General features: G+C 62.2%; 19 protein-coding genes. 7 read left to right on the top strand and 12 right to left on the bottom strand.

All coding sequences use genetic code 11. The features are described 5' to 3' along the window. Positions 1 to 9: 9 nt before the first annotated feature. From BG83_RS0122790 to acsA, 5 genes are read right to left on the bottom strand one after another with little or no spacing between them, the layout of a single operon-like run. Positions 10 to 270 (bottom strand): acyl carrier protein, encoded by a 261-nt coding sequence (locus BG83_RS0122790; RefSeq protein ID WP_024978908.1) that lies wholly within the window; start codon positions 268 to 270, stop codon positions 10 to 12. Next, entirely contained in the window at positions 267 to 1403 is a 1137-nt protein-coding gene (locus BG83_RS0122785; protein WP_024978907.1) for a dihydrolipoamide acetyltransferase family protein, read from the bottom strand. Before BG83_RS0122785 ends, BG83_RS0122790 begins: the two co-directional genes overlap by 4 nt. Before the next feature lie 37 nt (positions 1404 to 1440). Beyond that, on the bottom strand, positions 1441 to 2415 hold the full coding sequence (locus tag BG83_RS0122780; protein WP_024978906.1) for an alpha-ketoacid dehydrogenase subunit beta: 975 nt from the start codon (positions 2413 to 2415) through the stop codon (positions 1441 to 1443). Then, on the bottom strand, positions 2412 to 3434 hold the full coding sequence (pdhA, locus tag BG83_RS0122775) for a pyruvate dehydrogenase (acetyl-transferring) E1 component subunit alpha (RefSeq protein WP_024978905.1): 1023 nt from the start codon (positions 3432 to 3434) through the stop codon (positions 2412 to 2414). Before pdhA ends, BG83_RS0122780 begins: the two co-directional genes overlap by 4 nt. Continuing rightward, on the bottom strand, positions 3431 to 5197 hold the full coding sequence (gene acsA, locus BG83_RS0122770) for an acetate--CoA ligase (protein ID WP_024978904.1): 1767 nt from the start codon (positions 5195 to 5197) through the stop codon (positions 3431 to 3433). Before acsA ends, pdhA begins: the two co-directional genes overlap by 4 nt. 202 nt (positions 5198 to 5399) lie before the next feature. Here acsA and BG83_RS0122765 point away from each other — a divergent pair, with 202 nt between their 5' ends. Together BG83_RS0122765 and fdhF are read left to right on the top strand one after the other, a co-directional pair. Next, entirely contained in the window at positions 5400 to 7148 is a 1749-nt protein-coding gene (locus BG83_RS0122765) for a complex I 51 kDa subunit family protein (RefSeq protein ID WP_235193251.1), read from the top strand. Further along, positions 7136 to 9814 carry a formate dehydrogenase subunit alpha gene (fdhF, locus tag BG83_RS0122760; RefSeq protein ID WP_024978902.1) on the top strand — a complete coding sequence of 893 codons (2679 nt, stop codon included), beginning with the start codon at positions 7136 to 7138 and terminating at the stop codon, positions 9812 to 9814. Before BG83_RS0122765 ends, fdhF begins: the two co-directional genes overlap by 13 nt. A gap of 12 nt (positions 9815 to 9826) precedes the next feature. Here fdhF and ppsA read toward each other — a convergent pair whose 3' ends face one another. Both ppsA and BG83_RS0122750 read right to left on the bottom strand, forming a co-directional pair. Continuing rightward, on the bottom strand, positions 9827 to 12226 hold the full coding sequence (ppsA, locus tag BG83_RS0122755; protein WP_024978901.1) for a phosphoenolpyruvate synthase: 2400 nt from the start codon (positions 12224 to 12226) through the stop codon (positions 9827 to 9829). A gap of 45 nt (positions 12227 to 12271) precedes the next feature. After that, the gene (locus BG83_RS0122750; protein ID WP_024978900.1) at positions 12272 to 12535 is read right to left on the bottom strand and encodes a hypothetical protein; all 264 of its coding nucleotides are present in this window, start codon (positions 12533 to 12535) and stop codon (positions 12272 to 12274) included. A 187-nt stretch (positions 12536 to 12722) separates the two neighbouring features. Here BG83_RS0122750 and BG83_RS0122745 point away from each other — a divergent pair, with 187 nt between their 5' ends. After that, positions 12723 to 13655, top strand: coding sequence for a 1-phosphofructokinase family hexose kinase (locus BG83_RS0122745; RefSeq protein ID WP_024978899.1), 933 nt, complete (start codon positions 12723 to 12725; stop codon positions 13653 to 13655). A gap of 133 nt (positions 13656 to 13788) precedes the next feature. On the opposite strand, the gene BG83_RS0122740 is transcribed toward BG83_RS0122745, so the two are convergent. The 3 genes from BG83_RS0122740 to BG83_RS28010 all read right to left on the bottom strand — a co-directional run bounded on the left by BG83_RS0122740 (position 13789) and on the right by BG83_RS28010 (position 16723). Further along, a complete protein-coding gene (locus BG83_RS0122740) occupies positions 13789 to 14289 on the bottom strand; it encodes a BCAM0308 family protein (RefSeq protein ID WP_024978898.1) in 501 nt (166 codons plus the stop codon). Positions 14290 to 14570: 281 nt separating this feature from the next. Continuing rightward, positions 14571 to 15521 carry a DUF2950 domain-containing protein gene (locus BG83_RS0122735; protein ID WP_080693723.1) on the bottom strand — a complete coding sequence of 317 codons (951 nt, stop codon included), beginning with the start codon at positions 15519 to 15521 and terminating at the stop codon, positions 14571 to 14573. Then, positions 15518 to 16723, bottom strand: a complete 1206-nt coding sequence (locus tag BG83_RS28010) for a DUF3300 domain-containing protein (protein ID WP_051541580.1) — start codon at positions 16721 to 16723, stop codon at positions 15518 to 15520. The genes BG83_RS0122735 and BG83_RS28010 overlap by 4 nt, the downstream gene beginning before the upstream one ends. Before the next feature lie 240 nt (positions 16724 to 16963). Here BG83_RS28010 and BG83_RS0122725 point away from each other — a divergent pair, with 240 nt between their 5' ends. Then, complete coding sequence (locus BG83_RS0122725) at positions 16964 to 18250, top strand: erythromycin esterase family protein (RefSeq protein WP_024978895.1); 1287 nt, start codon at positions 16964 to 16966, stop codon at positions 18248 to 18250. A gap of 41 nt (positions 18251 to 18291) precedes the next feature. On the opposite strand, the gene ftsH is transcribed toward BG83_RS0122725, so the two are convergent. Together ftsH and BG83_RS0122710 are read right to left on the bottom strand one after the other, a co-directional pair. After that, a complete protein-coding gene (gene ftsH / locus BG83_RS0122720) occupies positions 18292 to 20235 on the bottom strand; it encodes an ATP-dependent zinc metalloprotease FtsH (RefSeq protein WP_024978894.1) in 1944 nt (647 codons plus the stop codon). A gap of 388 nt (positions 20236 to 20623) precedes the next feature. Next, the gene (locus BG83_RS0122710) at positions 20624 to 21124 is read right to left on the bottom strand and encodes a lecithin retinol acyltransferase family protein (protein WP_024978892.1); all 501 of its coding nucleotides are present in this window, start codon (positions 21122 to 21124) and stop codon (positions 20624 to 20626) included. Between the two features lie 337 nt (positions 21125 to 21461). Here BG83_RS0122710 and BG83_RS0122705 point away from each other — a divergent pair, with 337 nt between their 5' ends. The 3 genes from BG83_RS0122705 to BG83_RS0122695 are packed head-to-tail and all read left to right on the top strand — an operon-like array spanning position 21462 to position 24203. Then, a complete protein-coding gene (locus BG83_RS0122705; protein WP_024978891.1) occupies positions 21462 to 21884 on the top strand; it encodes an Hsp20/alpha crystallin family protein in 423 nt (140 codons plus the stop codon). Between the two features lie 16 nt (positions 21885 to 21900). Then, a complete protein-coding gene (locus BG83_RS0122700) occupies positions 21901 to 23265 on the top strand; it encodes an MBL fold metallo-hydrolase RNA specificity domain-containing protein (RefSeq protein ID WP_024978890.1) in 1365 nt (454 codons plus the stop codon). Then, complete coding sequence (locus BG83_RS0122695) at positions 23262 to 24203, top strand: ribose-phosphate pyrophosphokinase (protein WP_024978889.1); 942 nt, start codon at positions 23262 to 23264, stop codon at positions 24201 to 24203. Before BG83_RS0122700 ends, BG83_RS0122695 begins: the two co-directional genes overlap by 4 nt. Positions 24204 to 24228 lie beyond the last annotated feature (25 nt).

Here is a 24228-nt window from a genome sequence, read left to right as displayed (position 1 = left end):
AGGCAAGGTCTACTGGCCATACGAGGTTTCTCGTGCCCTGACGAGATACGCGACGACATCATCCAGCGTTACCAGGCGCGCATAGTCGGATTCGGGAATCTCAACCTTGAGTTTGTCGTGCAATCCCAACAGGAAATTCAGCCAATCCATCGAGTCGAGATCCACCTGTCTGCGCAATGGTCGGTCGGGGCGGAGTTCGGCGGTGTCGATTTCGGGGGCGATTGCAAGGAGTGCCGCAAGCACGATCGCGCGAATTTCTGCGTCGCTCATTGATCAAATGCCTCCGGATGCTGCAACCGTTCGCGTAATTCGGTCAGGAATAGGGCGCCGCGATGCCCGTCAGACACCCTGTGATCTGCCGATAGGCTTGCCGTAACAGCAGGCATGACCTTCAACTTGCCGTTTTCTGCCCACGGCTGCTCGGCTATGCGGCCAAAACCTACCAACGCCACCTGCGGCGGATAGATGATGCCGAACACCTGCGCGACACCCTGGTCACCGAGGTTGGTCACGGTGATTGTGGGTTCGGATATCTCGGAGCTTCTCAATGATCCGGCCCGGCAGCGCCTTACCAGATCGGTCAGTTCTTGCATCAACTGTGTGAGAGGTTTCGCATGAGCGTCCAATAGCGCTGGCGCTACCAGCCCGCCTTGCCGCAACGAGATTGCCACCCCAACGTGGACGGCAGTTGCCGCTTGGAAGGCACCATCGCGAAAGAAGCCATTGAACTCGGGAAACTGCTTGAGTGACAGGGCAACGGCCTTGATGAGAGCGATGGCTGGCAATAGACGTTCCGCCAAGGGGCGCTCACTGTTCTCCTTTGCAAGCCAAGCCAACATGGTCGCCAAGGGAATGGTTTCGGCGACGTAGTAGTGCGGGATCTCGCGTTTGGATCGCGTCATTGCGGCAGCAATGGTCTTGCGTATGTCGGCTGATTTGTCGCTTGAGGCGGTGCCGGCGGTGCCGCTTTCTCGCGCGGCATGCTCAACGTCGGCCAGCGTGACGGCGCCTTCGGGGCCCGTGCCGACAATGGAGCCGATGTCGATGCCGCGCTGGCGCGCAGCCTGGCGAGCAGCGGGTGAGACCATTTGGCGCCGCCCCGAGGATGGTTGTGAGCCCGTAGCCGCCGGAATCTTGCGCGAATGCGCGATGGCAGCAGGCGCTTCGCCCGGTTCCAGGAATGTTGCCATCAACGTCCCGACGGGAACCTTCGTGCCAGGCTCAACCAGTAATTCGGCAACGGTGCCTTCGTGCCAGCTCTCGATGTCGATCGCCGCCTTGCTTGTGTCGACCACGGCAACGATCTGGCCTTTCTTCACGGTGTCGCCGGGCTTGATCAGCCATTCGAGCAGCGTGCCCTCGTCCATGTCGGCGCCCAGAGCGGGCAGCGTAAATTCGATCATGCGGTCTCCACGGAGGTCGCAGCGCTTGAAGGGACCGTCATGCCAGCATCTGCTTGACCGCATCGACGATCCGGTTTGGCTGCGGTAGTGCGGCTTCTTCCATGTGCTTTGCGTAAGGAATCGGCACCTCGGCAGTACAGACCCGGGCCACCGGCGCGTCCAACTCGTAGAACACCTGCTCGCCAATGCGCGCCATGATTTCGGAGGCCAGGCTGACGCTGCGCCATCCTTCGTCAACGATGACCGCACGACGGCATTTGGCGACCGACATCATGATCGTGGCATCGTCCAGCGGGCGCGACGAGCGCAGGTCAATCACCTCGGCGGAAATGCCTCCGGCAGCAAGCGTTTCGGCTGCTTGCAGCGCCTTGTGGAGTGAACCACCGTAAGTGATGATCGACACGTCCTTTCCGGGTCGCCGGATGCAGGCAGAGCGGATGTCAACCGCACTGACATCGGGAAGTTCGTCTTCCATGTTGTAAAGCGCGGCATGTTCGAAGATCAGTACGGGGTCAGGATCGGCCAAGGCGGGTGCAAGCATGCCGCGTGCGTCCTCGATTGTGGCGGGGGCCACCACCTTGAGCCCTGGAATTCCGGCATACCAGCCTTCGAAGCTGTGCGAGTGTTGTGCGGCCACTTGGCGACCAGCGCCCGTGGCCATGCGAATGACCAGCGGCACCGAGAACTGTCCGCCCGACATGTGCCGGTATAGCGCAGCTGTGTTCACGATCTGATCGAGAGCCAGCAGGCTGAAATTGACTGTCATCACCTCGACGATAGGTCGCATGCCCCCCAGTGCCGCACCGATGCCGGCACCAGTGAATCCGAGTTCCGAGAGCGGTGTATCGCGGATGCGCTCGGGACCAAACTCGGCCAGCAGCCCTTTGGAAACTGCGTAGGAGCCGCCATACCGGCCGACATCCTCGCCCATGAGGAACACGCGCGGATCACCGAGGAGCGCTTCCCGCAAGGCTTCGCGCAACGCGTCGCGGTAACTGAGGCGGCGGCTCATGGCGCGGCTCCGGCAGGCGTGTAGAGGTCCTTCAGCAAGTTTTCTTCGGCTTCCCAGGTGCCAGCGTCCGCGAAGGCCTCAGCTTTGGCCACTTCGGCATTGATCGCAGCATCGAGGGCAAGAAACTCGTCTTCAGCCAATTTCCCCTCGGCCTTCAGGCGCTCCGTGAACGTGTGGATTGGACCGAGTGCCTTCCAGGCTTCAACCTCCGCCGCTTGCCTGTAGAGGTCAGGGTCGTACATCGAGTGAGCCCGAAAGCGGTACGTACGAAACTCCAGGAAGGCTGGCCCGGCGCCGCTTCTGACATACGCGACGGCGTCTTTCGCGGCCTCATGAACGGCGACGATATCCATGCCGTCCACAAACTTCGCAGGCATGGCGTAGGAAGCGGCCTTAGCGCACAGGTCGGTCTGCGCCTGATGGTGTTCCAAGGCGGTGCCCATGGCATAGAGGTTGTTCTCACAGCAGAAAAGCAAGGGGAGCCTCCACAGCGCGGCCAGATTCATCGACTCATGAAACGCGCCTTCAGCCACCGCACCGTCACCGAAGAAGCAGGCGGTGATACGGTTGGCGCCTTGCATCTTCTCCGCCAACGCCAGACCCACCGAGATGGGCAGCCCCCCGCCAACAATGGCGTTGCCACCAAACAGTCGGGTCTTGCGGTCAAACAGGTGCATGGACCCACCGCGTCCGCGGGCGCAGCCCTCGCACTTGCCGTACATTTCGGCCATCAGCACACCCATGTCCATGCCACGCACCAGGGCATGGCCATGTTCACGGTAGGTCGCAACGACGTTGTCCTCCGCGCATAACGCACGCAAGGCACCCACGCCAACGGCTTCCTCGCCGATGTATAGGTGCAGGAAGCCGCGTATCTTGCCCGCCCCATAAAGCTCCGCGCATTTCTCCTCAAAACGGCGAATGCGCATCATGTCGCGCAGCAGCGCCTGTGCGAAGGCTCGGTCGTAGGGGACAGGCCCTGTAGGCGGCGGCGGTGGCGGATGGTCGATGACGGTCATGTTCCACCCTCCAGCGTTGATGTATCGCCCTCGGGAAGGCCGAGCTCTCGGGCTTTCAGCAAGCGCCGCATGATCTTGCCGCTGCGTGTGCGTGGGAGTTGTTCCTGAAAGGCGATCTCTTTAGGGGCGACCGCAGCACCCAGGCGCGTCCTGGCGTGCGCAAGCAATTCCATGCGCAGTGCTTCGGTGGGCTCGAACCCTTGGTTGAGCGAGACAAAGGCCTTAACCCGCTCCCCAATGATCGGGTCCGGCATGCCGATCACGCCGGCTTCGGCCACAGCCGGATGCTCCATCAGTGCGCTTTCGACCTCAAAGGGGCCGATCAGGTGCCCGGCGGACTTGATGACATCGTCGGCGCGGCCAACGAACCAGTAATAGCCGTCTGCATCGCGCTCAGCTAGATCACCAGTCAGATACCAGTCGCCGACAAAACACTTTCGATAGCGCTCTTCATTGTTGAGATAGCCTCGGAACATGGACGGCCACCCTCGTTTGAGCGCGAGCTCCCCTTGCATGTTGGGCTCATTGATGACCTCTACACCGCCATCTTCACGGTGCCGCACAATCGCGGCTTCAATGCCGGGCAGGGGCCGGCCCATCGATCCTGGTTTGATGTCGAACGCTGGCGTGTTGGCGATCATGATGCCGCCCGTCTCGGTTTGCCACCAGTTATCGTGGATTGGCAGCCCCAGCACCTCTTTGCCCCACCAGACAGCCTCCGGGTTCAATGGCTCACCGACGCTGGCGATGAAGCGAAGCTGTGTGAGCGGGTATCGCTTTGCCGTGTCCGCGCCCGCTTTCATCAGCATGCGGATCGCGGTTGGCGCGGTGTACCAGACGCTGACACGTTCGTTGCGCAGGATGCCGTACCAGCGTTCAGCATCAAATTCCTCCTGGTCCACGACCGAGGTCACGCCATGCAGCAGCGGGGCAATGGTGCCGTAAGAGGTGCCGGTCACCCAGCCAGGATCGGCGGTACACCAGTAGATATCGGTGGCGTGCAGGTCCAGCGCGTACTTGCCCGTTGCCCAGTGCGTCGCGACTGCACCATGCACATGGACCGCGCCCTTCGGGGTGCCGGTGGTGCCGCTAGTGAAATGCAGCAGCGCAATGTCCTCGGCCGTAGTCGGCGTGATCTCGCACAGGTCCGATGCGCTGCGCAGCAGAGAAGCGACATCAAGCGTGCCAGGCTCAGACGTCGTGCCGCCGTCCTCCGCCACCAGCAGCACATGTTTGAGACTTGGCATGCGGTCGCGCCACTTGGCAATCTTGCGTGCATAGAGGGCATCGGTTGTCAGTAGCACGGTGCCCGTACCGAGGTTGACGCGGGTGGCAATAGGCTCGGGGCCAAAAGCGGAAAACAGAGGGCAGACCACCGTGCCATTCTTCAGGGCGCCCAACAGGCCGATATAGAGTTCCGGAATACGCCCCGAGAGGATGAAGAGCCGATCGGCCTTGCCAACGCCCAGCGCGCGCAGTGCGTTGCAAAAGCGGTTGGTCTGCGTGCGCAATTGTGCGTAGCTGACCGGGCGGCCGGGCGTGTCAGCAGCGAGGAAGCGGAACGCAATTCGCTCGCCGGCACCATCGACTGCGTGGCGGTCCACTGCATGCCACGCAATGTTGACCACCCCGGAAGGCAGGCCCGTCAACTCACGACCGATGGCGTCCCAAGAAAAGCTGCGGCACTCGGCTTCATAGTCGACAAGGTTTGGTTCGACACGCCAGTCGTCAGCGGTTTTGTGGATGATCGGTGACGTGTCCATCGTGCCCCCCCTGAGGCCAAATATAGGCTTGCAGGCACATAACGGAAAGCGGGATGGTGCCCATTCAACGGGCATAAGCAGCACACAGGTGCGGAAGTCGCGCGGCAGATCATGAAAGCGCTGAGAGACTCCGCACGGACACGGGCAGCCCGGACGTTTCTGTCAGAGAAAGGCCGAGCATTTACGGCGGCCAGGGCGTCGCATGGCCAGCGGGAATTTCTCGAAAAAATGTGCCTCGCAAAACACCAATCCGACCTTTCGGCAGCACCGTAATGACTCGGTATCAACCGGCGGCTTGACCGGCATCAAGCTGCGCGCGCTAGGCTGGCGAACAATGATTCTGTCCTTCCATTGTTCGGCCACGAAGATGAAGCCAGTTATGCGAGACGTGCTGCGCAGGCGCCTGCACCGGCATAAACGGCGGGGAGGCGCGAACCAGGCTAACGGCAGCGACGTCGTGTCTACCCCAGAGGCCACGCCGACGTCGCTCACGAACCGAGATTCCAGCCAGGCCATGAAGATGCCACGGCAACGGCATCTGGCCCCGAGCGGCTTTTATCACCTTGAGCACACTGCGATCAGCGAGTGCGCTTGTGCGGGGTTGGCGTGCTTCGCTGCTCGCGCTGATAGGCCAGACCTCTGGCAGATCGCGGCCACACAGACACCTGCGCTCTACTGCCTTGGCAAGTGCTATGACGCACCAAGTGACGGCATGCACGATATTCGACCGCACGTCGGCCAACATGCCAGCCAGCCAGTTCTGCTGGGCAACGTGCTGCGGGGTGGCGTGCGTGATCTGCCGACCTATCGTAGCGACGGGGCCGCGCTCGAAAAGGCTCGGCAGATGGCGCCGCAAGCTTTGGTGAACATGGTGGAGGCGTCCCGATTGCGAGGGCGAGGCGGCGCCGCATTCCCCGCTGGCATCAAATGGCAAGCCGTTGCCAACGCACGCGCCCAAACCAAGTATGTGGTCGTCAACGCGGACGAAGGTGACCCCGGGGCGTTCTCTGATCGGTTCTTGCTGGAAGATGACCCGTTTCGCGTCATTGAGGCCACCGCGATTGCCGCACACGCCGTAGGCGCGCGACGCGGTTACATCTACATCCGCAAAGAGTATCCGGAAGCGGTGCGCGTCGTGTCGCATGCGTTGGAACAGGCGCGCGCGGCCAGCTGGCTCGGCCCGACACTCGAGCTTGAACTGGTCGTGGGGCAGGGTGCCTACATCTGCGGAGAAGAAACTTCACTGCTGAACGCGCTGGAAGGTCGACGCCCGGAAGTGCGGCCACGACCACCACAGATCAGCGAGCGCGGACTGTTTGGCGCTCCCACTCTCGTGCACAACGTTGAGACCTTGTGCGCGATTCCCTGGATCGTGACCCATGGCGCGGCCGCCTATGCCGCCCTCGGTTTCTCAAACAGCCGAGGGACCAAGTTGTTGTCTCTGAACTCTCTGTTTCGCCGCCCCGGGCTCTACGAAGTCGAGTTCGGCATCAGTCTGGCGGATGTGGTCGAGCGGCTCGGTCAAGGGTTGCGGCGTGGCAAGCTGAAGGGGTTGATGGTCGGGGGGCCTCTGGCCGGCATTGTCCCGCCGACATTGCTCAACATCCGGCTTGGCTACGAAGAGATGCAGTCCATCGACTGTGCCGTGGGGCACGGCGGCGTCATCGCGTTTGCCGACGACTCATCCATCCCACGCATCGTTGCGCAGGTCTTGCGCTTTGGCGCTCGCGAGTCTTGTGGCAAGTGCACGCCCTGTCATCTTGGTGTGCCCGTTCTGGCAGCCATGGCAGATGCGGCGGCCAACCGTCTACCAATCGATGCGGACCGCTTCCGCCGCTTGATTGAGGCCTTGGAAGCGACCAGCCTTTGCGGGCATGGCCGAGGGCTGGCCGAGTTTGTCCAGTCTGTGCGACGCCACTATCCGTCGGAGCTACAAGCATGGTGCGACTGACGGTCGACGGTATTCCATTGGAAGCGGCGGACGGCTCACTGTTGATCGACGCGCTGTCGGCGGCGGGGAAGGCCGTTCCGCACGTGTGCCACGATAAACGTCTGACGCCTTCTGGCGCGTGCCGTCTGTGTCTTGTGCAGGTGCAAGGCCAACCGCGGCCTGTTGCAAGCTGCACCGCAGAAGTGGCTGAGGGCATGGTCGTGCAGACCCGCAGCAATGCACTCGACGCACTGTGCCGCACCAACTTGGAACTCATCGCCGCACGCTATCCGCGAACGGCGTATGCAGCAGACCCGAAACACCCGTTTCACCGCCTGTTGGCCGAATACGGGGTACCCCCTGGCGGTAAGCAGGAGGACGGACTCTTCTTCAAGGATGACAGCCATCCCTACCTTGGCGTCGGCATGGAGCGCTGTGTCTATTGCGAGCGCTGTGTGCGCATCTGCGAGGAGGTCCAGGGGCAGTTCATCTGGGAGACAACCGGGCGCGGCGATGCGATGCACATCGCGGTCGGCAAAGGGCCGACGTTACTCACCGCAGGCTGTGTCAGTTGCGGCGCCTGCGTAGAGACTTGTCCGAGCGGTGCCTTGTTCGACAAACGGTCCGGCGTCAAGCCAACGGCTTGGACTCGTACAACCTGCGCATATTGCGGTGTCGGCTGCCAAATGGAAGTCGGGACGGCCAATGGTCAGGTCGTCGCCGTGCGACCTGCCGATCGCCCTGTCAATCGCGGGCATCTGTGCCTCAAGGGCCGGTATGCGTTTGAGTACAACCACGCCCCGGACCGTGTTACCCAACCGATGCTGCGGCGTAATGGGAGGTGGCAAACGGTGGGCTGGAATGAGGCGCTTGGCTTCACGGCGGCGCGGCTGCAGGAAATCATCGCCGCGAACGGGCCAGATGCCATTGGCGTACTCGGATCGTCGCGTGCGACCAATGAGGAGAACTATCTGGCCCAGAAGTTTGCTCGCGTGGTACTGGGCACCCACAACGTCGATTGTTGCGCGCGCGTTTGCCATACCCCAAGTGCGAAAGCGCTGAAGACGATGCTTGGCATTGGCGCAGCCACCAACACCTTCGATGATATTGAGCATGCGAGCACGTTCCTGATCTGCGGTGCGAATCCGACCGAGAACCATCCGGTGGTCGGTGCGCGCATCAAACAGGCTGTATTGGCGGGCGCGCAGCTCGTGGTCATCGACCCGCGCCGTACAGAGCTGGCAGAGTTGGCTGACGTGCATCTGCCCGTGCGCATGGGCTGCAACGTGCCGCTGTTCAATGCGTTGGCCGCCGTGATCATCGAGGAAGGGTGGGTTGATCGCGTGTTTCTGTCCGAGCGGGTCAGCGGCTTCGATACCTTCGCCGCGCATGTCGCTGCCTATTCTCCGGAGAGCGTTGCCGGGTTGTGTGGGGTCTCGGCGCCGGCCATTCGCGCCGCCGCCCGAATCTACGCCAAAGGGCGGCCCTCGATGTGTTTTCATGGCCTGGGCGTAACCGAGCACCTGCAAGGCAGCGAAGGAGTGATGGCGCTCATCAACCTGGCGTTGCTGACGGGCAACCTTGGTCGGCCTGGCAGCGGCATCAATCCATTGCGCGGACAGAACAACGTACAAGGCGCGGCACAGATGGGATGCGACCCCGCCACGCTCACGGGCGCCCAGTCAATTGGCCAGGCGGGCGCTCGATTCGAACAAGTGTGGGGAACCCAACTGCCTGCAACACGGGGGCTGGATGTTCTGGAAATGATGGACGCTGCCCGCGCGGGCCGACTCAAGGCGCTGTGGGTAATGGGCTACGACATCTATCTCTCCCTGGCTAATGCGTCCACAACGGCAGCCGCACTTGGCGCCCTGGATCTGGTGATCGTGCAAGACCTGTTCATCAACCAGACTGCTGCAACGTTCGGCACGGTGTTTCTGCCGGCGGCATCGGCCTTCGAGAAAGAAGGCACCTTCATGAACTCGGATCGACGCGTACAGCGTGTTCGCGCCGTCACTGCGGCTCCCGGGCAGGCACGTTCTGACTGGTGGATCATCCAGGCGCTCGCTGCCCGCATGGGCAAGTCGAAGGGTTTCGAATTCGAGGGCGCTCAGCAGATCTGGGACGAAGTACGTTCGGTCTGGCCGCAAGGGGCCGGCCTGGCGTACTCGCGCCTCGATGGCGAAGATCTGCACTGGCCATGCCCGGATGAAACGCATCCCGGAACACCCGTACTCCATCAGGACCGTTTTTTCGGTAACAAGACCGCCACGCTGGCCCCTATCGCATACGTGCCCACGCCCGAGCAACCAGACGACGACTATCCCTTCCTTCTGACCACAGGCCGCGTGTTGCAGCACTTCAACGCCGGCACGATGAGCTACCGCACCCCCAACGCGGCGCTGAGGCCATCGGACACACTGGATATGGCACCAGCGGATGCAGCACGCCATGGCTTGATGGAAGGCGACGTGGTCGAGGTGTCAAGCAGGTATGGTTCCGCGATCCTGCCGTTGCATATCAGCCGTGCGATGCAAATTGGACAACTGTTCTGCAGCTTCCACCGCGCCGATCTATTGATCAACCGATTGACATCCCCCGTACGCGACCGCTTGGTGCACGCGCCCGAATATAAGGTGACGGCGGTACGGGTGAAAAAGCGCGGCGACGGATCAGGGCCGTGTTGAGCACCATCCGTATCACGAGGCTTTCGTTGCAGTGCTCTCCGCAGCCGCCACACTGCGCTTGACCGCGATGAAGCTATCGGGGCTCACCGATATGGAATCAATGCCGCACTCGACAAGGAAGGCAGCAAACTCAGGGTGGTCGCTCGGTGCTTGACCGCACAGGCCGACATGGGCACCGGCCTCGTGCGCACTCGCAATGACACTGCGGATCATCCACTTTACGGCGTCGTCCTGTTCATCGAAAAGCGCGGCAAGATCGGCAGAGTCACGGTCAACGCCCAGCGTCAGTTGCGTCAGATCGTTGCTGCCAATGGAGAAGCCGTCGAAACGTTGCGCGAAGGCCTTCGCCAGGATCACGTTCGATGGGATCTCACACATCACGTAAATCTGAAGACCGGCTTCTCCGCGATGGATACCGTTGTCAGCCATCACCTCAAGCACGTGGTCCGCTTCGCTTGTTGAACGGCAGAAAGGGATCATCACAACGACGTTCTTGAAGCCCATCTCATTGCGCAAACGACGGATGGCCCGGCACTCGAGCGCGAAGCCTTCCCGATAGCGGGGGGAGTAGTACCGCGACGCACCACGGAATCCGAGCATGGGATTTTCTTCCTTCGGCTCGAATTCGGCTCCGCCGATCAGATGCGCGTACTCGTTGGTCTTGAAGTCGCTCATGCGGACAATGACAGGGTGCGGATACTGGACCGCCGCGATCCGCCCCAGCCCACGCGCAAGGCGATCGACGAAATACTCCGTCCTGTCTTTGTAGCCCGTCGTCAATGCTGCAATCGTCTGCTTGGCGCCTTCGTCCTTGAGCGTATCGAAGCGGGCAAGGGCCATCGGATGGATCTTGATATGGTTGCTCACGACGAACTCCATTCGTGCGAGCCCGACCCCGTCGGCAGGGATCCGCCACCAGCGAAACGCCGCCGCCGGATTGGCGAGGTTCAGCATGACCTTGGTGCGCGTCGCGGGGATATTGCCAAAGTCGATCTCGTCGACCACAAAGTCCGCAATGCCTTCGTAGACGAACCCTTCTCGGCCCTCTGCGCAAGACACGGTGATCTCCTGCTCGTCATGCAGCAGATGCGTCGCGTTACCGGCCCCGACGATGGCGGGAAGCCCAAGCTCGCGGCTGACGATCGCCGCGTGCGATGTGCGGCCACCCTGGTCAGTGATGATGGCTGCCGCCCGTCGCATGACAGGCACCCAGTCCGGATCCGTCGTCTGGGCGACGAGGATGGCGCCGTCGATGAAACGCCCCATGTCTCGGGGGCTTTCGATGATGCAGACCTTGCCGGCAGCGATGGCTTCTCCGATGCTGACACCGGACAGGATCTTGCGCCCCGCACTCTTCATGTGCCAGGTCTTTACCGCACCGGCTTCACGCCGTGACTCCACCGTTTCGGGCCGAGCCTGCACGACGAACACCTCGTTGGTGAGCCCGTCCTTTGCCCATTCAATATCCATCGGTTGGCCATAGTGCTGTTCGATCACGCAGGCCCAGCGCGACAAAGTCAAAATCTCTTGGTCACTCAGGACGAAAGCCGCACGCTCGGCTTTCGATGTTGGAACGTTCTTCGTCGGCTGTTCGCTATCGCTTGTGTAGATCATTTTGAGACCTTTTCCGCCAAGCTTTTTCCCGACGATCGGGGATAGCGATGGTTCCGACAGGAGTGGCTTGAACACCTCATATTCGTCGGGATCAACTTCTCCTTGCACCACGTTTTCGCCCAGCCCCCAGGCCGCATTGATCAGGATGGATTTGTCAAAGCCCGTCTCGGTATCGATGGAGAACATGACGCCTGCGCCGCCCAGATCTGATCGCACCATGCGCTGGACACCCACCGATAGCGCGACCTTCAGATGATCGATCCCCTTCGCTTGGCGATAGCTGATCGCGCGGTCGGTGAAAAGCGACGCGTAGCAGCGCCGGCAAGCGTCAAGCAAGACGCGTTCGCCCTTGATGTTGAGATACGTCTCCTGCTGGCCGGCGAAGCTGGCATCGGGCAGATCCTCGGCGGTGGCGCTGGATCGCACGGCAACGTCCAGGTCGATTTGTCCCGTTCGGCGGTTCAGTTCGCCGTAAGCAAGGCGGATTGCCTTAGCAAGCTCACTTGGCCACTCACTGCGAAGCATGGCCCGTCGGATGATGAGCCCCGCCTCGGCCAGGGGAAGCTTGCCGTCATCGAAGTCAGTGAGCGCGGAGCACATGATCGGCTGCAAGTCATTTGCCTCGACAAAGTGCCTGAAAGCATCGGCAGTGAGTGCAAAGCCCGGTGGAACATTGACGCCCTTGCCAGCCAGGTTGGCCACCATCTCGCCGAGCGACGCATTCTTGCCGCCGACCCGTGGAACGTCGGTCCGTCGCAGGTTTTCGAACCAGACAACGTGTGCAGTGTCGTTGACCATGTGAGCCTCCCTAGCGGCGGGGTTCGGGGATCTTTGGAAAAGAAACTAGACGCCACGCCCCGATGCGTCGAAGTCGGGAAACTCGGCGTCAAGGAGCTCATAGATCATTTTGGCCTTGCCGGTCAGCTCGATATCCATGCCGCGGATGAGATGCTCGTCCGAACGGAGCCACTTATAGGCGAGCTGCACGTCCTGGATGCTGGGTTCGATTGCGAGAATGCGAGTCAGCACCTCCATCTCGAACGGGCCGATGACCTCTCTGATCTCCTTCGCGGTCAGGTGGTCGTGGTTTTGGGAAGCGGTTTTCATGGCGGTTGCGTCTCCTATGTTTTCAACAGGCAGCAAGGGTGATTCGGCCAGTCCAATAAATACTGGCATGATGGATGGCACTGATTTTGTGCCGTATCAAACGAGGGCTGATTACTCCGCGCCGCGAAAAATCGCCCGGACACGTTGGCCTTGTCATGCTGCCCGTCGTGCCCCCTGGAGGTACGCAATGCCGGAAATCGTCACGCTCACGGTCAATCCCGCAATCGATATCGCCACGTCGGTGGAGTGCTTGACGGACACACACAAGATGCGCTGCGCCCCGGCCCGCAGTGACCCCGGAGGAGGTGGAATCAACGTCGCCCGCGTTGTCCATCGGCTGGGCGGGGATTGCCTGGCCATTTACCTTGCCGGCGGCCCGGTGGCCGAGCGATTGGGGCGTCTCCTGTCGGCAGAGGGCCTGCCGTTCGTCGCCCTCGGGATCGAAGGGGAGACGCGTGAGAACTTTTCCGTGACGGAACTGTGCAGCCACCGGGAATTCCGGTTCGTGATGCCGGGGCCGGTCGTCTCGGAAGCGGAATGGCAGCGCTGCCTGGACTACCTGGATGCGCTGCACCCTGCGCCGCGCTACCTCGTGCTAAGCGGAAGCCTGCCGCTCGGGGTAGCAGAAGGCTTCTACGCGCGCGTCATTGATCAGGCCAAGGTTCATGGCAGCCGCGTCGTACTGGATGCCTCAGGTCCGGCATTGCGTGCTGCGTTGCCGCATGCGCCATACCTGATCAAGCCCAGCCTGAGCGAGCTTCGGCAACTGACTGGGCGCGCGTTGGAGACAGAAGCGGATTGCCTGCAGGCCGCCCAGGAGATTGTCCGCAATGGGCATGCGCATGCCGTTGCGCTCACACTGGGCGCAGGCGGGGCCATGCTCGTCACGCAGGAAGAGGTTGTACGCGCAGGGGCTGTCGCAACGTCATTCCTCAGCACCATTGGGGCGGGTGACAGCTTCGTGGGCGGAATGGTCTGGGCGCTTAACCGGAATGTGGGGATGCAGGAGGCATTTCGATACGGCATGGCCGCCGCAGCAGCAGCGTTGAGCCATTCCGGTACCGAACTTGGCAGCGCCGCCGAGATCGAGCAGCGCTACGCAGAGGTCTCAGTGTCTTGATACGCGCCTGCCTGGGCGGGATTGGACCGGGGTGACCGCCGCTTGGCTTGCAAGGGCGGCTCCATGATCTCTTGGCTGGATGACCAATCTGTGTGAAAGGCAGCAGGAGGCGTTGCGGAACGCCTCCGGAGTTTTACCGACTCCATTTCACGTGCAGTTCGGTTTCTGCATTGCCATAGTCAAACGTCAGGTGTCCGTGGAATGCATGGTGGATTGCGTGGCCGATGTCGCGCGCCAGATGAAACCCGGTCGTCAGGATGTCAGTGCCGCTGCTCGTGCTTTCGACGGCCATGATGCGCTCCATCGGATGATCCGCGCGCAGATCTGCCTCGCGGTGGCGGGCGAGTGTCAGGATCTCTTCCCGATGGGCCGCCTCGAACTCCCCTGAGAGGTGGATTCGGGCCGCAGGCATCTGGTCGGCGGCACGTTGGCATGCCGAGCAGATCAATGAGGTGGCCCCGGGCGGTGGACTGCGCCACAGCCAGCGGCCCTTGAGATAGACGGCGCCGCAAACGGGGCAGCAGCTTACAGCCGGTGCCTTGTCGGGTTGCCGATACCGGTTGTGGATCGGCTCGACGGCAAATGGGCTCCAGCGTGCCGGCCGCACTCGTTCGGATTGAGAGCGTTGTTTCATGTTGACTCCTATGAGGGCGAATTCCTCCGGCCTGCTGCAGACCAGAACCTGCAACGCAGTCGCGGTGGACAATTCTCAGAGTACCCCCCGCAGCGCGACACGATTTGGGCTGAATCAAGTCTGCACGTAGCAGTGCGCATCGGGCCAGGCTTGCGTACAGATGCGCCGCGATACCGAGCATCACGGCCGACACGGCGAGCAGTGTTTCCGGCGGCGTCCAAGTAAGGCGCGTCTTCCATGATGTCGTCACCTTCACAGTTGCCGGCGGCCAGGCAGTAGCGTCACGGTAATGCTGGGCTCCAGCTCTCGTCGGGGTCGTACGCGCGCATGTGCCGCGTGATCTCGGCGGTATGCGGGCCGAGGTTCCGTTGGTACACGACGCCATCCTGGTTCACGATAAACGTCATGACGCCCGATGCCCCAAACGTTGCAGGAAAGGCGACCAGCGCGAATCCGCCTGTCATCTGCCCACCATCGACATAGCCACGCGCGCCGCCCGGTGCGTTTTTTCCTTGCTGGGTCAGGACCCGGAAGAGGTAGCCATGAAAGGGGATGACGTTGCCCGCGCCCGACGTGTCTTGGCGCCGTGCATCGGCGAGCGCGATGAGCGGGCCCAGCGGGCTCTCTTCTTCTCCGGCGGATGGCACCCAGAACAGGCCATCATGCTTGCCTGGTGAACTGCCAAGGCGTTGGGCAAATTCGGCGCGTCCATCTCCGGTGCGGTGCGAAACGCCATAGGCCAGCTGCGCTTCGACATACGCTCGGCAGACGCGGATTGCGTGTGCCTCGTGGTGGCCAACGCGTCGATCGATGATCTGCTGTGCGCCGGCTTTCGTATCAAAGCGCCAGCGCGTGCCCCGCATTGCCAGCGGGATCGGGTAGGGCCATTCGTCTTTGCCCAGGAGGATGACGGCATGGCCCTCAGCGTCTCGTTCGATTCGATGCGCCTCGTCGTACGCGGAGGCCAGCTTGCTTCGGGCAATCTGTTCGCCGATGGGGTCACCGGATTTCACGAGCGTTGCCCCGGCCGGACCGAACAGGACGAGCAGGGCATCCGCATTGCCCGAGCGCCATGCGGATGCCAATGCTTCGGCAGCGTTCTCGGGCGAAGGGAATGCCTGCTGTGTGGGCTTGTCGGCCCAGGCTGGAAGGGCGCTGGCACAGGCAGCCAGCATCGCCAGTCGCATGGCTAGGCGGCGTAGGCGCAGCGTTCTACAGATCGTGCGCATCATCGTCTCCTGGTTCCGCCGCCCGCCGCGCCATGGGGTGCAAAGCCACCAGAGCGCGGCCCAGCCGGTTGCGGTTGCGGCATTGCGGGCGACATGCGGCTGGCTTGCCCACGCTGGGCCTGTCCGCGCACATCGGCTCCGCGCCCGAACGACTCAAACGTGGGCGGGTAGCCAGGTGACTGGCGCCGGGAGGAGCGTGCACCGGGAGCAGGCGCCGGCCGGGCCGGCGGCGGCCGGATTGCCGGATGCGCAGGCGAAACCGGGGAGGGGCGTATCACGGAGCCCGCTGGCGGGCTCGGGGGCGTTGGGTAGCCGCGAAAACCGCGTCGCGCGTCCGGCGAGATGGCAGTGCCCGGGCCAAACCGACCCCGCGATGCTCGCGGATATGGCACGCCATGGCGATGCCCCGGGTCATGGGCCCAGATGCCGCTGGGTGGGGGACGATGGCGGTCGATGCTCCCGAAGCGGCCACGGTCAATATCGATGCGGCGACCGTGCCAGTTCCAATGGCTCCAGCCCCACAACGGAACGACCACCGAAAAACCCACCCAACCAAACCCGATGCCACTAATGATTGCCCCGCCCCAGATGTCGGGAAAGATGTATGGCGGGTAAGCGGGATATGGCCACGGTGCATAGACGAGGTAAGGGTCATAGACCGGAACGTAGACCACGTTCGGGTTGGTAGGCTCGATGATGATGGCGCCATCCTGCGTTGACACGACGGCTTGCGTTGTCGACCCCAGGGTGCCGTTGGCCTGAGCCCGGCTGCGCAAACGCTGGATCGAGTCCATGACGGCGCCCTCGTCGGCCAGAAACGCATTGCCCACGTGTTCTGTCCAATCCAGGTTGCAGTTCATCATGTGCAAGAGCCCGGGAAACGGCACCAGAGACTTCACGCTCGGATCCCACGGCAGCGGCGCCAGGGCTTCGGCCAGTTGGTCGCCACCAAGGGCAGCATGAGCGGGGTCACGCACCCAGCGATCGGCCTGCACCACTTCAAGCGGATACGTGGCTGCCATGAGGATCTGCGCGACCAACGCATCCGGATACAGCGCGATGGGCGCCAGCATTTGATCGAGCTGTGCCGCGGTAGCCGGTTGCGGATCGTTTTCCAATGCGTCTGGCTGCGGCATCGCCGGGCGGCCAAACAAGAGCAGGAGTGCCAGGGCAATGGCCAGCTGCTTTACCCATTGCACCTTCATTGGCTGCCTCCGCAAAGAATGGCGGCCACACGTCGCAAACTGGGCGGGGCCCCGATTCATATTGGGCGATTGGATAGGACAGCGATTGACGGGCGTCAACGCATGGGCAACATCCGCGCCAGAACGCGCGCACGGCGGTACGCCTACCGAGTGGCCCGTCGTTTGCGATAGCGCAATCAGCGTGCGGCGGCGCTGCCTAGACTGCAGATACTGCCGTTACGTCCATGGAGTGCATCGCCCATGTCCACACCTCTCACACCTTTCCTTGGTGTACGTGAAGTGGCCAACCGCCTCACCGGCAGCGCTGCCGACTACGACCGGCTGCTGGAGATGGCACGTGGAAAGCGCTACGTTCTTCTTGGCGAGGCGACGCACGGAACACGTGAGTTCTATCAGACACGCGCAGACATCACACAGCAGTTGATTACGCAAGGCGGCTTTGACGCTGTCGCCATCGAAGGAGATTGGCCGGATGTGTGGCGCATCAACCGCTATGTTCAGGGCGAGGGCACGGACACCGCCGCCGAGGCGCTGGGCGATTTCCAGCGGTTTCCTGAGTGGATGTGGCGCAATCCGCAGATGCTCGACTTCATCAGCTGGCTGCATGCGCACAACGCGGCCCTTGCCGCCTCGGAACGTGTTGGCGTCTATGGGTTGGATCTGTACAGCCTGTACAGGTCAGCCGAGGCTGTCGTCGAATACCTGCAGAAGACCGACCCGGAGCAGGCAGCGGTGGCACGCATGCACTATGCGGCGTTGGACCACGTGCGTGAACCCATGACGTACGGCTACGAAGCTGCTGCAGGTTTGAGGTTGCCAGCGCAACGCGAGGTGATCGAGCAACTGCGACGGCTTCGGGCGAGCGAGGCCAGGTTGATCGAGCAGGACGGCATCGGTGCCATCGACTCGCATTTCTTTGCCGAGCAAAACGCCGTCGTCGTCGTCAATGCAGAAGCGTACTACCGCGAATCATTCGGGCACCGCGTCAATACGTGGAACCTGCGCGATGCCCACATGGCGCAAACGCTGTTTGGTTTGGCTGCGTATCGGCAGCGCCGTGGCGGTGAAGGGCGGATCGTCGTGTGGGCGCACAACTCGCATGTGGGCGATGCACGGGCAACGGAATCCGCCAACCGGCGTGAGTGGAATCTTGGGCAACTCGTGCGTGAGCAGGTGGGCGGTGCCGCATTGCTTGTGGGCTTTACTACGTATACGGGCCACGTCTGCGCCGCATCCGAGTGGGGCGGCGAGGCCGAGCGGAAATGGGTACGGCCAGCGCGGCCAGACAGTTGGGAGCATCTGTTCCATAGCACCGGGCTGGATCGCTTCTTCCTGCCGCTTGGAGATACGGCGGCAGAGGTGTTTCGCGAGCCAATGCTGGAACGGGCAATCGGTGTGCTGTACCTGCCGAAGACCGAGTACGCCTCGCATTACTTCGACGCGGCCATCGGCGCGCAGTTTGACGCGCTGTTCCATCTGGACGAAACCTCTGCCATCGAACCATTGAGCACAGCGCTGCTACCTTGACCACACGTGTCTGTCGGATAGCGTTGCCCGTGTCCCGTGGACTAATGCGGCTGTTGCGCGGGCAGCGGCGCCGGAGCGCTGGCGGAGGACCCCGCTTCTGATTTCGGAGGCGGCATCGGGGTCACATTGCCAGACAGGATCATGTCCAGGTCGTGGCGGTCAACCACCTCTTTGTCCAGCAGCATGCGCGACAGCGCTTCCAGTTTGGCACGCTGGCCTTCCAGCGTGGCGGTCACGCGTGCGCTGGCATCGGACAACACCTTGCGGACTTCCGCATCGATCAACTGAGCTGTGTTTTCGCTATATTCCTTGCGCTCGCGCTGCATCAAGCCGGCACCGGCAAGCAGCGGGTTGGGTGTCTGTTCGTAGGTGGCCAGACCCAGCTGTTCGCTCATGCCGAACTGGGTGATCATCTGGCGGGCCATGTCAGTTGCCCGTTGCAAGTCGTTCTGCGCACCGGTAGATACGTCGTGATACACGATCTGCTCGGCAACGTAGCCGCCCAGCAGCACATCGATCCGGTCCAGCAATTCGCTGTGCTTGAGGAGGTAGCGGTCCTCCGTGGGGGTCTGTTGTGTGTAGCCCAGGGCGGCGATACCTCTTGGAATGATGGAAACCTTCGAAACGCGATCGGCCAGGGGCCTGTGCTCAGCCACGATGGCATGACCTGCTTCGTGGTAGGCGATCGTCTCCTTTTCCCTGGCGTTCATCACGCGGTTCTTCTTCTGCAGGCCGCCCACGATGCGGTCAAGCGCCTCGTCAAAGTCGACGGTCTCCACGGCGGATTTACCTTCACGCGCCGCAAGAAGCGCCGCCTCATTCACCAGGTTGGCCAGGTCGGCACCGGCAAAGCCCGGCGTTCGCGCGGCAATCTTGCTCAGGTCGACGTCGGCCCCCAGCGTGACGTTCTTGGCGTGGACCTTGAGTATCTGTTCTCGTCCCTTGAGGTCCGGCCGGTCCAGGGCGACATGGCGGTCGAACCGTCCGGGACGAAGCAGGGCAGGGTCGAGTATTTCGGGCCGGTTCGTCGCGGCCATGATGATGACGCCTTTGTTGCTGTCAAAGCCGTCCATCTCGACCAGAAGCTGGTTCAGCGTCTGCTCGCGCTCTTCATTGCCGCCGACCAGGTTGAACGCGCGCGTCTTGCCCAAGGCATCGAGTTCATCGATGAAGATGATGCACGGCGCCATGGATTCGGCCTGACTGAACAAATCCCGCACACGCGCCGCACCTACGCCGACGAACATCTCGACAAACTCCGAGCCGCTCATGCTGAAAAATGGCACGGCCGCCTCACCGGCAACTGCCTTGGCAAGCAGGGTCTTGCCCGTGCCGGGCGCACCCACAAGCAACACGCCCTTTGGGATCCTGCCGCCCAGGAGCTGATACCGCAGTGGCTCTTTCAGAAAGCTCACGATTTCTGACAGTTCCTCCTTGGCTTCGTCGATGCCGGCAACGTCGGCAAAGGTCACGCCGGTTTCCTTTTGCATGTAGACCTTTGCCTTGCTCTTTCCGATTTCCATCAGCCCACCGGCTGCGGCGCCGCCCATGCGCCGGATCAGAAAGTTCCAGACAGCGAAGAACAGCAGGGCAGGCACAATCCACGACAGGAGCGTGCTCAACCATTTGTTGTCCGGCCGACCGACAAAGCGCACCTTGGCCGCCTCCAGTTCCTGAACCAGAGCCGGGTCATTCACGCGAAGGGTCTGGAAAGGATGGTCGCCCTTGCCCGTGCCCGTGCGTCGGATGGCATCGATCTGCTGCTGCGTCAGCAACGCCTCGACGCCTTCCGTCGAGAAGGTGCCGGTGATGTCCTGATCACCAATGGCGACGTCTTTGATCTTGCCCGCATGCAGCAGGAGCTTGAAGTCGCTATAGGGGAGGGTGTCGACCTGCTCGGACATGAACAGCGTTTGGAACGCGAGCACGGTCAACGCGACGATGACGGCGTACCAGAGCGAGAACCTTTGCTGCCTTGGCTGCATACTCTCTTTCACTTCTTCACCTTCGCATGGTCGTGCGTCAACCAACGTCTGATCGAACCTTGATGTTCGTGCTTGGGCCGGAAAGACGGTTGATGCGGATCAACCAGTCCGCAAGTCGGCGTTGCCTTCCAGCAGGAAGACTCGCATTGCCGCTAGTGGCGGCGTACGTGCGATGGCGGAAACAGCCTCCAGCAACCCGCCTGGTGACGGAAGAAGACGATCGCAAGTGGGCGGGCGGATGTCGTCAACTCTGCTCGCACGCAGCCACAATCAACGCCGGGGCAATGCAGGCGCGTGATTCGCAGATGTGGTGTGTCGCTTATGCCGAACCACTTGGCTACCAGACCGCGCAGCGAGGTGTCGTATTGGGGCATGGTGCTCTCCGGCGTCATACGGCCTGAGCCGGTGGCTGTGCAGTGCGGCATTCGGCGAAAAGTGCCAGCAGCATCAGCTTCAATAGCGTGCGCGCAGCCCGCGCGGGGCTTTTCATGCACGCCTCCACCTGTGCGCTGCGGCACTCTCCAAACAAGCACCACGAACAGAAGTGCTCGCAGTTGTTGGTCAGCAGCCGATAGTCGCGCTCCCCCAGGCGTGACCCGGCACGGCGGGCGACTTCTTCGCCGTCGTAGCAGGGACTGGCGTCGCGCTGGATGGTCACCGCACAGCCGCACGCAAAGCAGCCAATGGAGATGCACTCGACCGGCCCGCGGCGCTGACGGTGAGCGAAGCCGGCGTAGTGAATCACCTGCCCGTTTCCGACATAGATGCCGTGATGTTCGTATCCATCGCGTTCCGCCACAAGGTGCGCGCCAACAGGAAGCACCGTGTCGAAAGCGGCGGAGTTGCGCGAGTCAATCCACTGGGCAATGCATTCGATGTTCTGGCTCATGGCGCGCTCCGTTGTACTGGCTCGTTGTCGGGTTCCCGGGGGCGATTCGACAAGACGCAGCGTTGCTTGTTGGCGTTTCACCAGTATTGGCAGCGTGCTCGCCGTCGTCATGCAGGCGGTGCTGAGAATGCTGTCGGAGCTGCGGGTTTCCATGTCAGAAAAGCCTGACAAGGTGGCCGGCGCCTCAGAAGCAATGTGCTGGGTACGAATCCCACGGCGCCTGTGCGGCGGCCACAGTGCGCCGCCGTTGATCTGCCGCAAGGCGCTCCGGCACGGCCGTGCCACGATGAATCTGTTAGCCCGAAGATCCCCGGGGCCCAATCATCAGGAGGCAGCCATGAGTCAACTCAAGCGTTATGACCCGTTCGCCATCGAGCCGGTTGGCGACATTTTCCAAGGGCTCCTGCGCTCGTTTCGCGGCGGCATGGATGGCGCGCTGCCGTTCAAGGTGGACGTGACCGAGTCCGACAAGGCATACAACGTTGTCGCAGAAATCCCGGGTGCGAAGAAGGAAGACATCGAGGTGACGGTTGATCGCGGCACGGTCATGATCTCGGCCAAGGTGGAACGCAACTCCGAGGAGAAGGAAGGCGAGCGCATCATCCGCAGCGAGCGCTACAGCGGCTCCATGCAGCGCATGTTCACGCTGGATGCGGCGGTCGATGAAACCAAGGTCGACGCAACGTACGAGAACGGACTGTTGCGCGTGACGCTGCCCAAGAAGGAAGCGTCCCAACAGCAGCGCGTCACGATTCGCTGAGCGTGAGGGGTGTGGCATGCGGCTGCAATTTCTTGGCGCCACCGACACGGTGACCGGCTCGAAGTACGTGCTTGAGACCGGCGCGCGCCGTGTCATGGTCGATTGCGGGCTGTTTCAGGGCTACAAGTCATTGCGCTTGCGGAACTGGGACAAGCTCGCCGTCAATCCGCACCACATCGATGCGGTCGTACTCACGCATGCCCATATCGACCACAGCGGCTACCTGCCGCTGCTGGTCCGAAATGGGTTCCATGGCCCGGTCTACTGTACGAAAGGCACGGCGGAACTGTGCAACATCCTGCTGCCTGACAGCGCTCGGCTTGCGCAGGAGGATGCGCACTACGCCAATGCCGAGGGGTTCTCCCGCCATCATCCCGCCTTGCCGCTCTACGATGAAAAGGACGCTGCCAGGGCATTACGCCGTCTGCATCCCGTTGATTATGGCGAGCGCTTTCCCGTTGCCGAGGGCGTGGAAGCGGAGTTCCACCGTGCAGGACACATCATCGGTGCCGCAACGGCGACATTGCTGGCCGAGGGCCGTCGCATTGTCTTTTCTGGCGATCTGGGGCGGCAGGTCGATCCCGTCATGCGGCCACCCGAGCCCATTGCGGAGGCTGATACCTTGCTGGTCGAATCCACCTATGGCGATCGCGTGCATCCGGAGGGCGACCCGCTCGATGCACTCCAGCAGGTTGTGCAACGGACAATCGGGCAGGGCGGCACGCTGCTGATTCCTGCCTTTGCGGTGGGGCGTACGCAAGAGCTGCTGTACTGCCTCTACACGCTGATCCGCGAACATCGGATTCCGCATGTGCCGATCTACCTCGACAGCCCGATGGCCGAACTGGCGACCGGGGTGTTTTCGCATCATGTTGACGATCTGCATATCGGGGCTGCCGACTGCCAGGCAGCTTGTGCGTTGGCCGTTCCGGTGCAGAGCCCCGAACAGTCGAGGCATTTGGGGAGCGATCGCGCGCCTAAGATCATCCTTGCGGCAAGCGGTATGGCGACGGGTGGCCGGGTGCTGCATCACCTCAAGAGCTTTGGCGGCGGCAAGCGCAACGCCATCCTGATGTCTGGGTTCCAGGCGGCCGGCACACGGGGCGCGGCGCTGCTGGCCGGTCAGCGGGCGTTGCGCGTGCACGGACGTGAGGTCGCCATCCGGGCCTCGGTTGAGCAGATTCAGAATCTGTCCGCCCATGCGGATGCCAATGAACTGATGGCCTGGTTACGGGGCTTTACGCGGCCGCCACGGCAGACCTTCATCGTGCATGGCGAGCCGTCCGCCAGCGACGCGTTGCGTCAGCGCATCGAGCGTGAACTACAGTGGCCAGTCCGTATGCCGGAGTATCGCCAGTCCTACGATCTGGAGGGTTCATGACCGCGCCGGCTGTTGGTCTGGATTCGCAGCGTGTGCTGATTGCCATGCCGGGCTGCGAAGCCGCCACCATGCGACTTGCCACCCCGCTGAGCGCGGAACTGGGGCATGCCGCCGTGAGCCACTTTCCGGACGGGGAATCCTACGTGCGCCTGTGCACGCCCGTGCACGGCGCCGAAGTTGCCATTGTGTGCACACTCGATCATCCCGACGAGAAACTGTTGCCGCTGCTGTGGCTGGCGATTGCCGCACGCGAGGGCGGCGCGCGCCGTGTTGGACTGATTGCGCCATACCTGCCCTACATGCGGCAGGACGTCATCTTCAAAGCGGGCGAGATTCGCGCTGCAGAACACTTTGCTGCCTTGTTGAATCCCGTATTCGACTGGCTTGTCACGGTGGATCCGCATTTGCATCGCATTTCGCATTTGTCGAATGTCTATTGCATGCCGACGGCCGCCGTGGAAGCCGCGCCTGCCATTGCCGCATGGATCCAAACCCATGTACAGGCGCCGTTCCTGATCGGGCCAGACGAAGAAAGCAGACAGTGGGTCGCGCATGTGGCCGGCATTTGCCAAGCCCCATGGGCAGCATTGACCAAGACGCGGCACAGCGCGTGGCACGTGGAAATCGCAGAATTGCCGAATATTCCAACGCACTGTGTGCCTGTACTGGTCGACGACATCATCTCGACCGGGCGCACGATGCTCGCCGCAGCGGACTTGCTGCGGCGCGCCGGTCAGCCGAAGCCGGTTTGCGTTGGGGTACACGCTGTGTTTGCCGACAACGCGTATAGCCAACTGTGTGCCGCCAGCGCAGAGGTGGTCACGTGCGACACCATCCCGCATCCCTCGAACCAGATTGCACTCACAGAGCCGCTGGTCGACGCCATTTCACGCATCTTTGATTTACCCATGCCTTCGAGCAAGCAGATGCTTGTTTGACGAGGGCGCTTTCGTATCTGGAGGC

The sequence above is a fragment of the Ralstonia pickettii genome (assembly GCF_000607165.1).
In the GTDB taxonomy this organism is placed as follows: domain Bacteria; phylum Pseudomonadota; class Gammaproteobacteria; order Burkholderiales; family Burkholderiaceae; genus Ralstonia; species Ralstonia holmesii.
The sequence above is the reverse complement of the archived record's forward strand: the minus strand, read 5'-3'. Positions and strand labels throughout refer to the sequence as shown.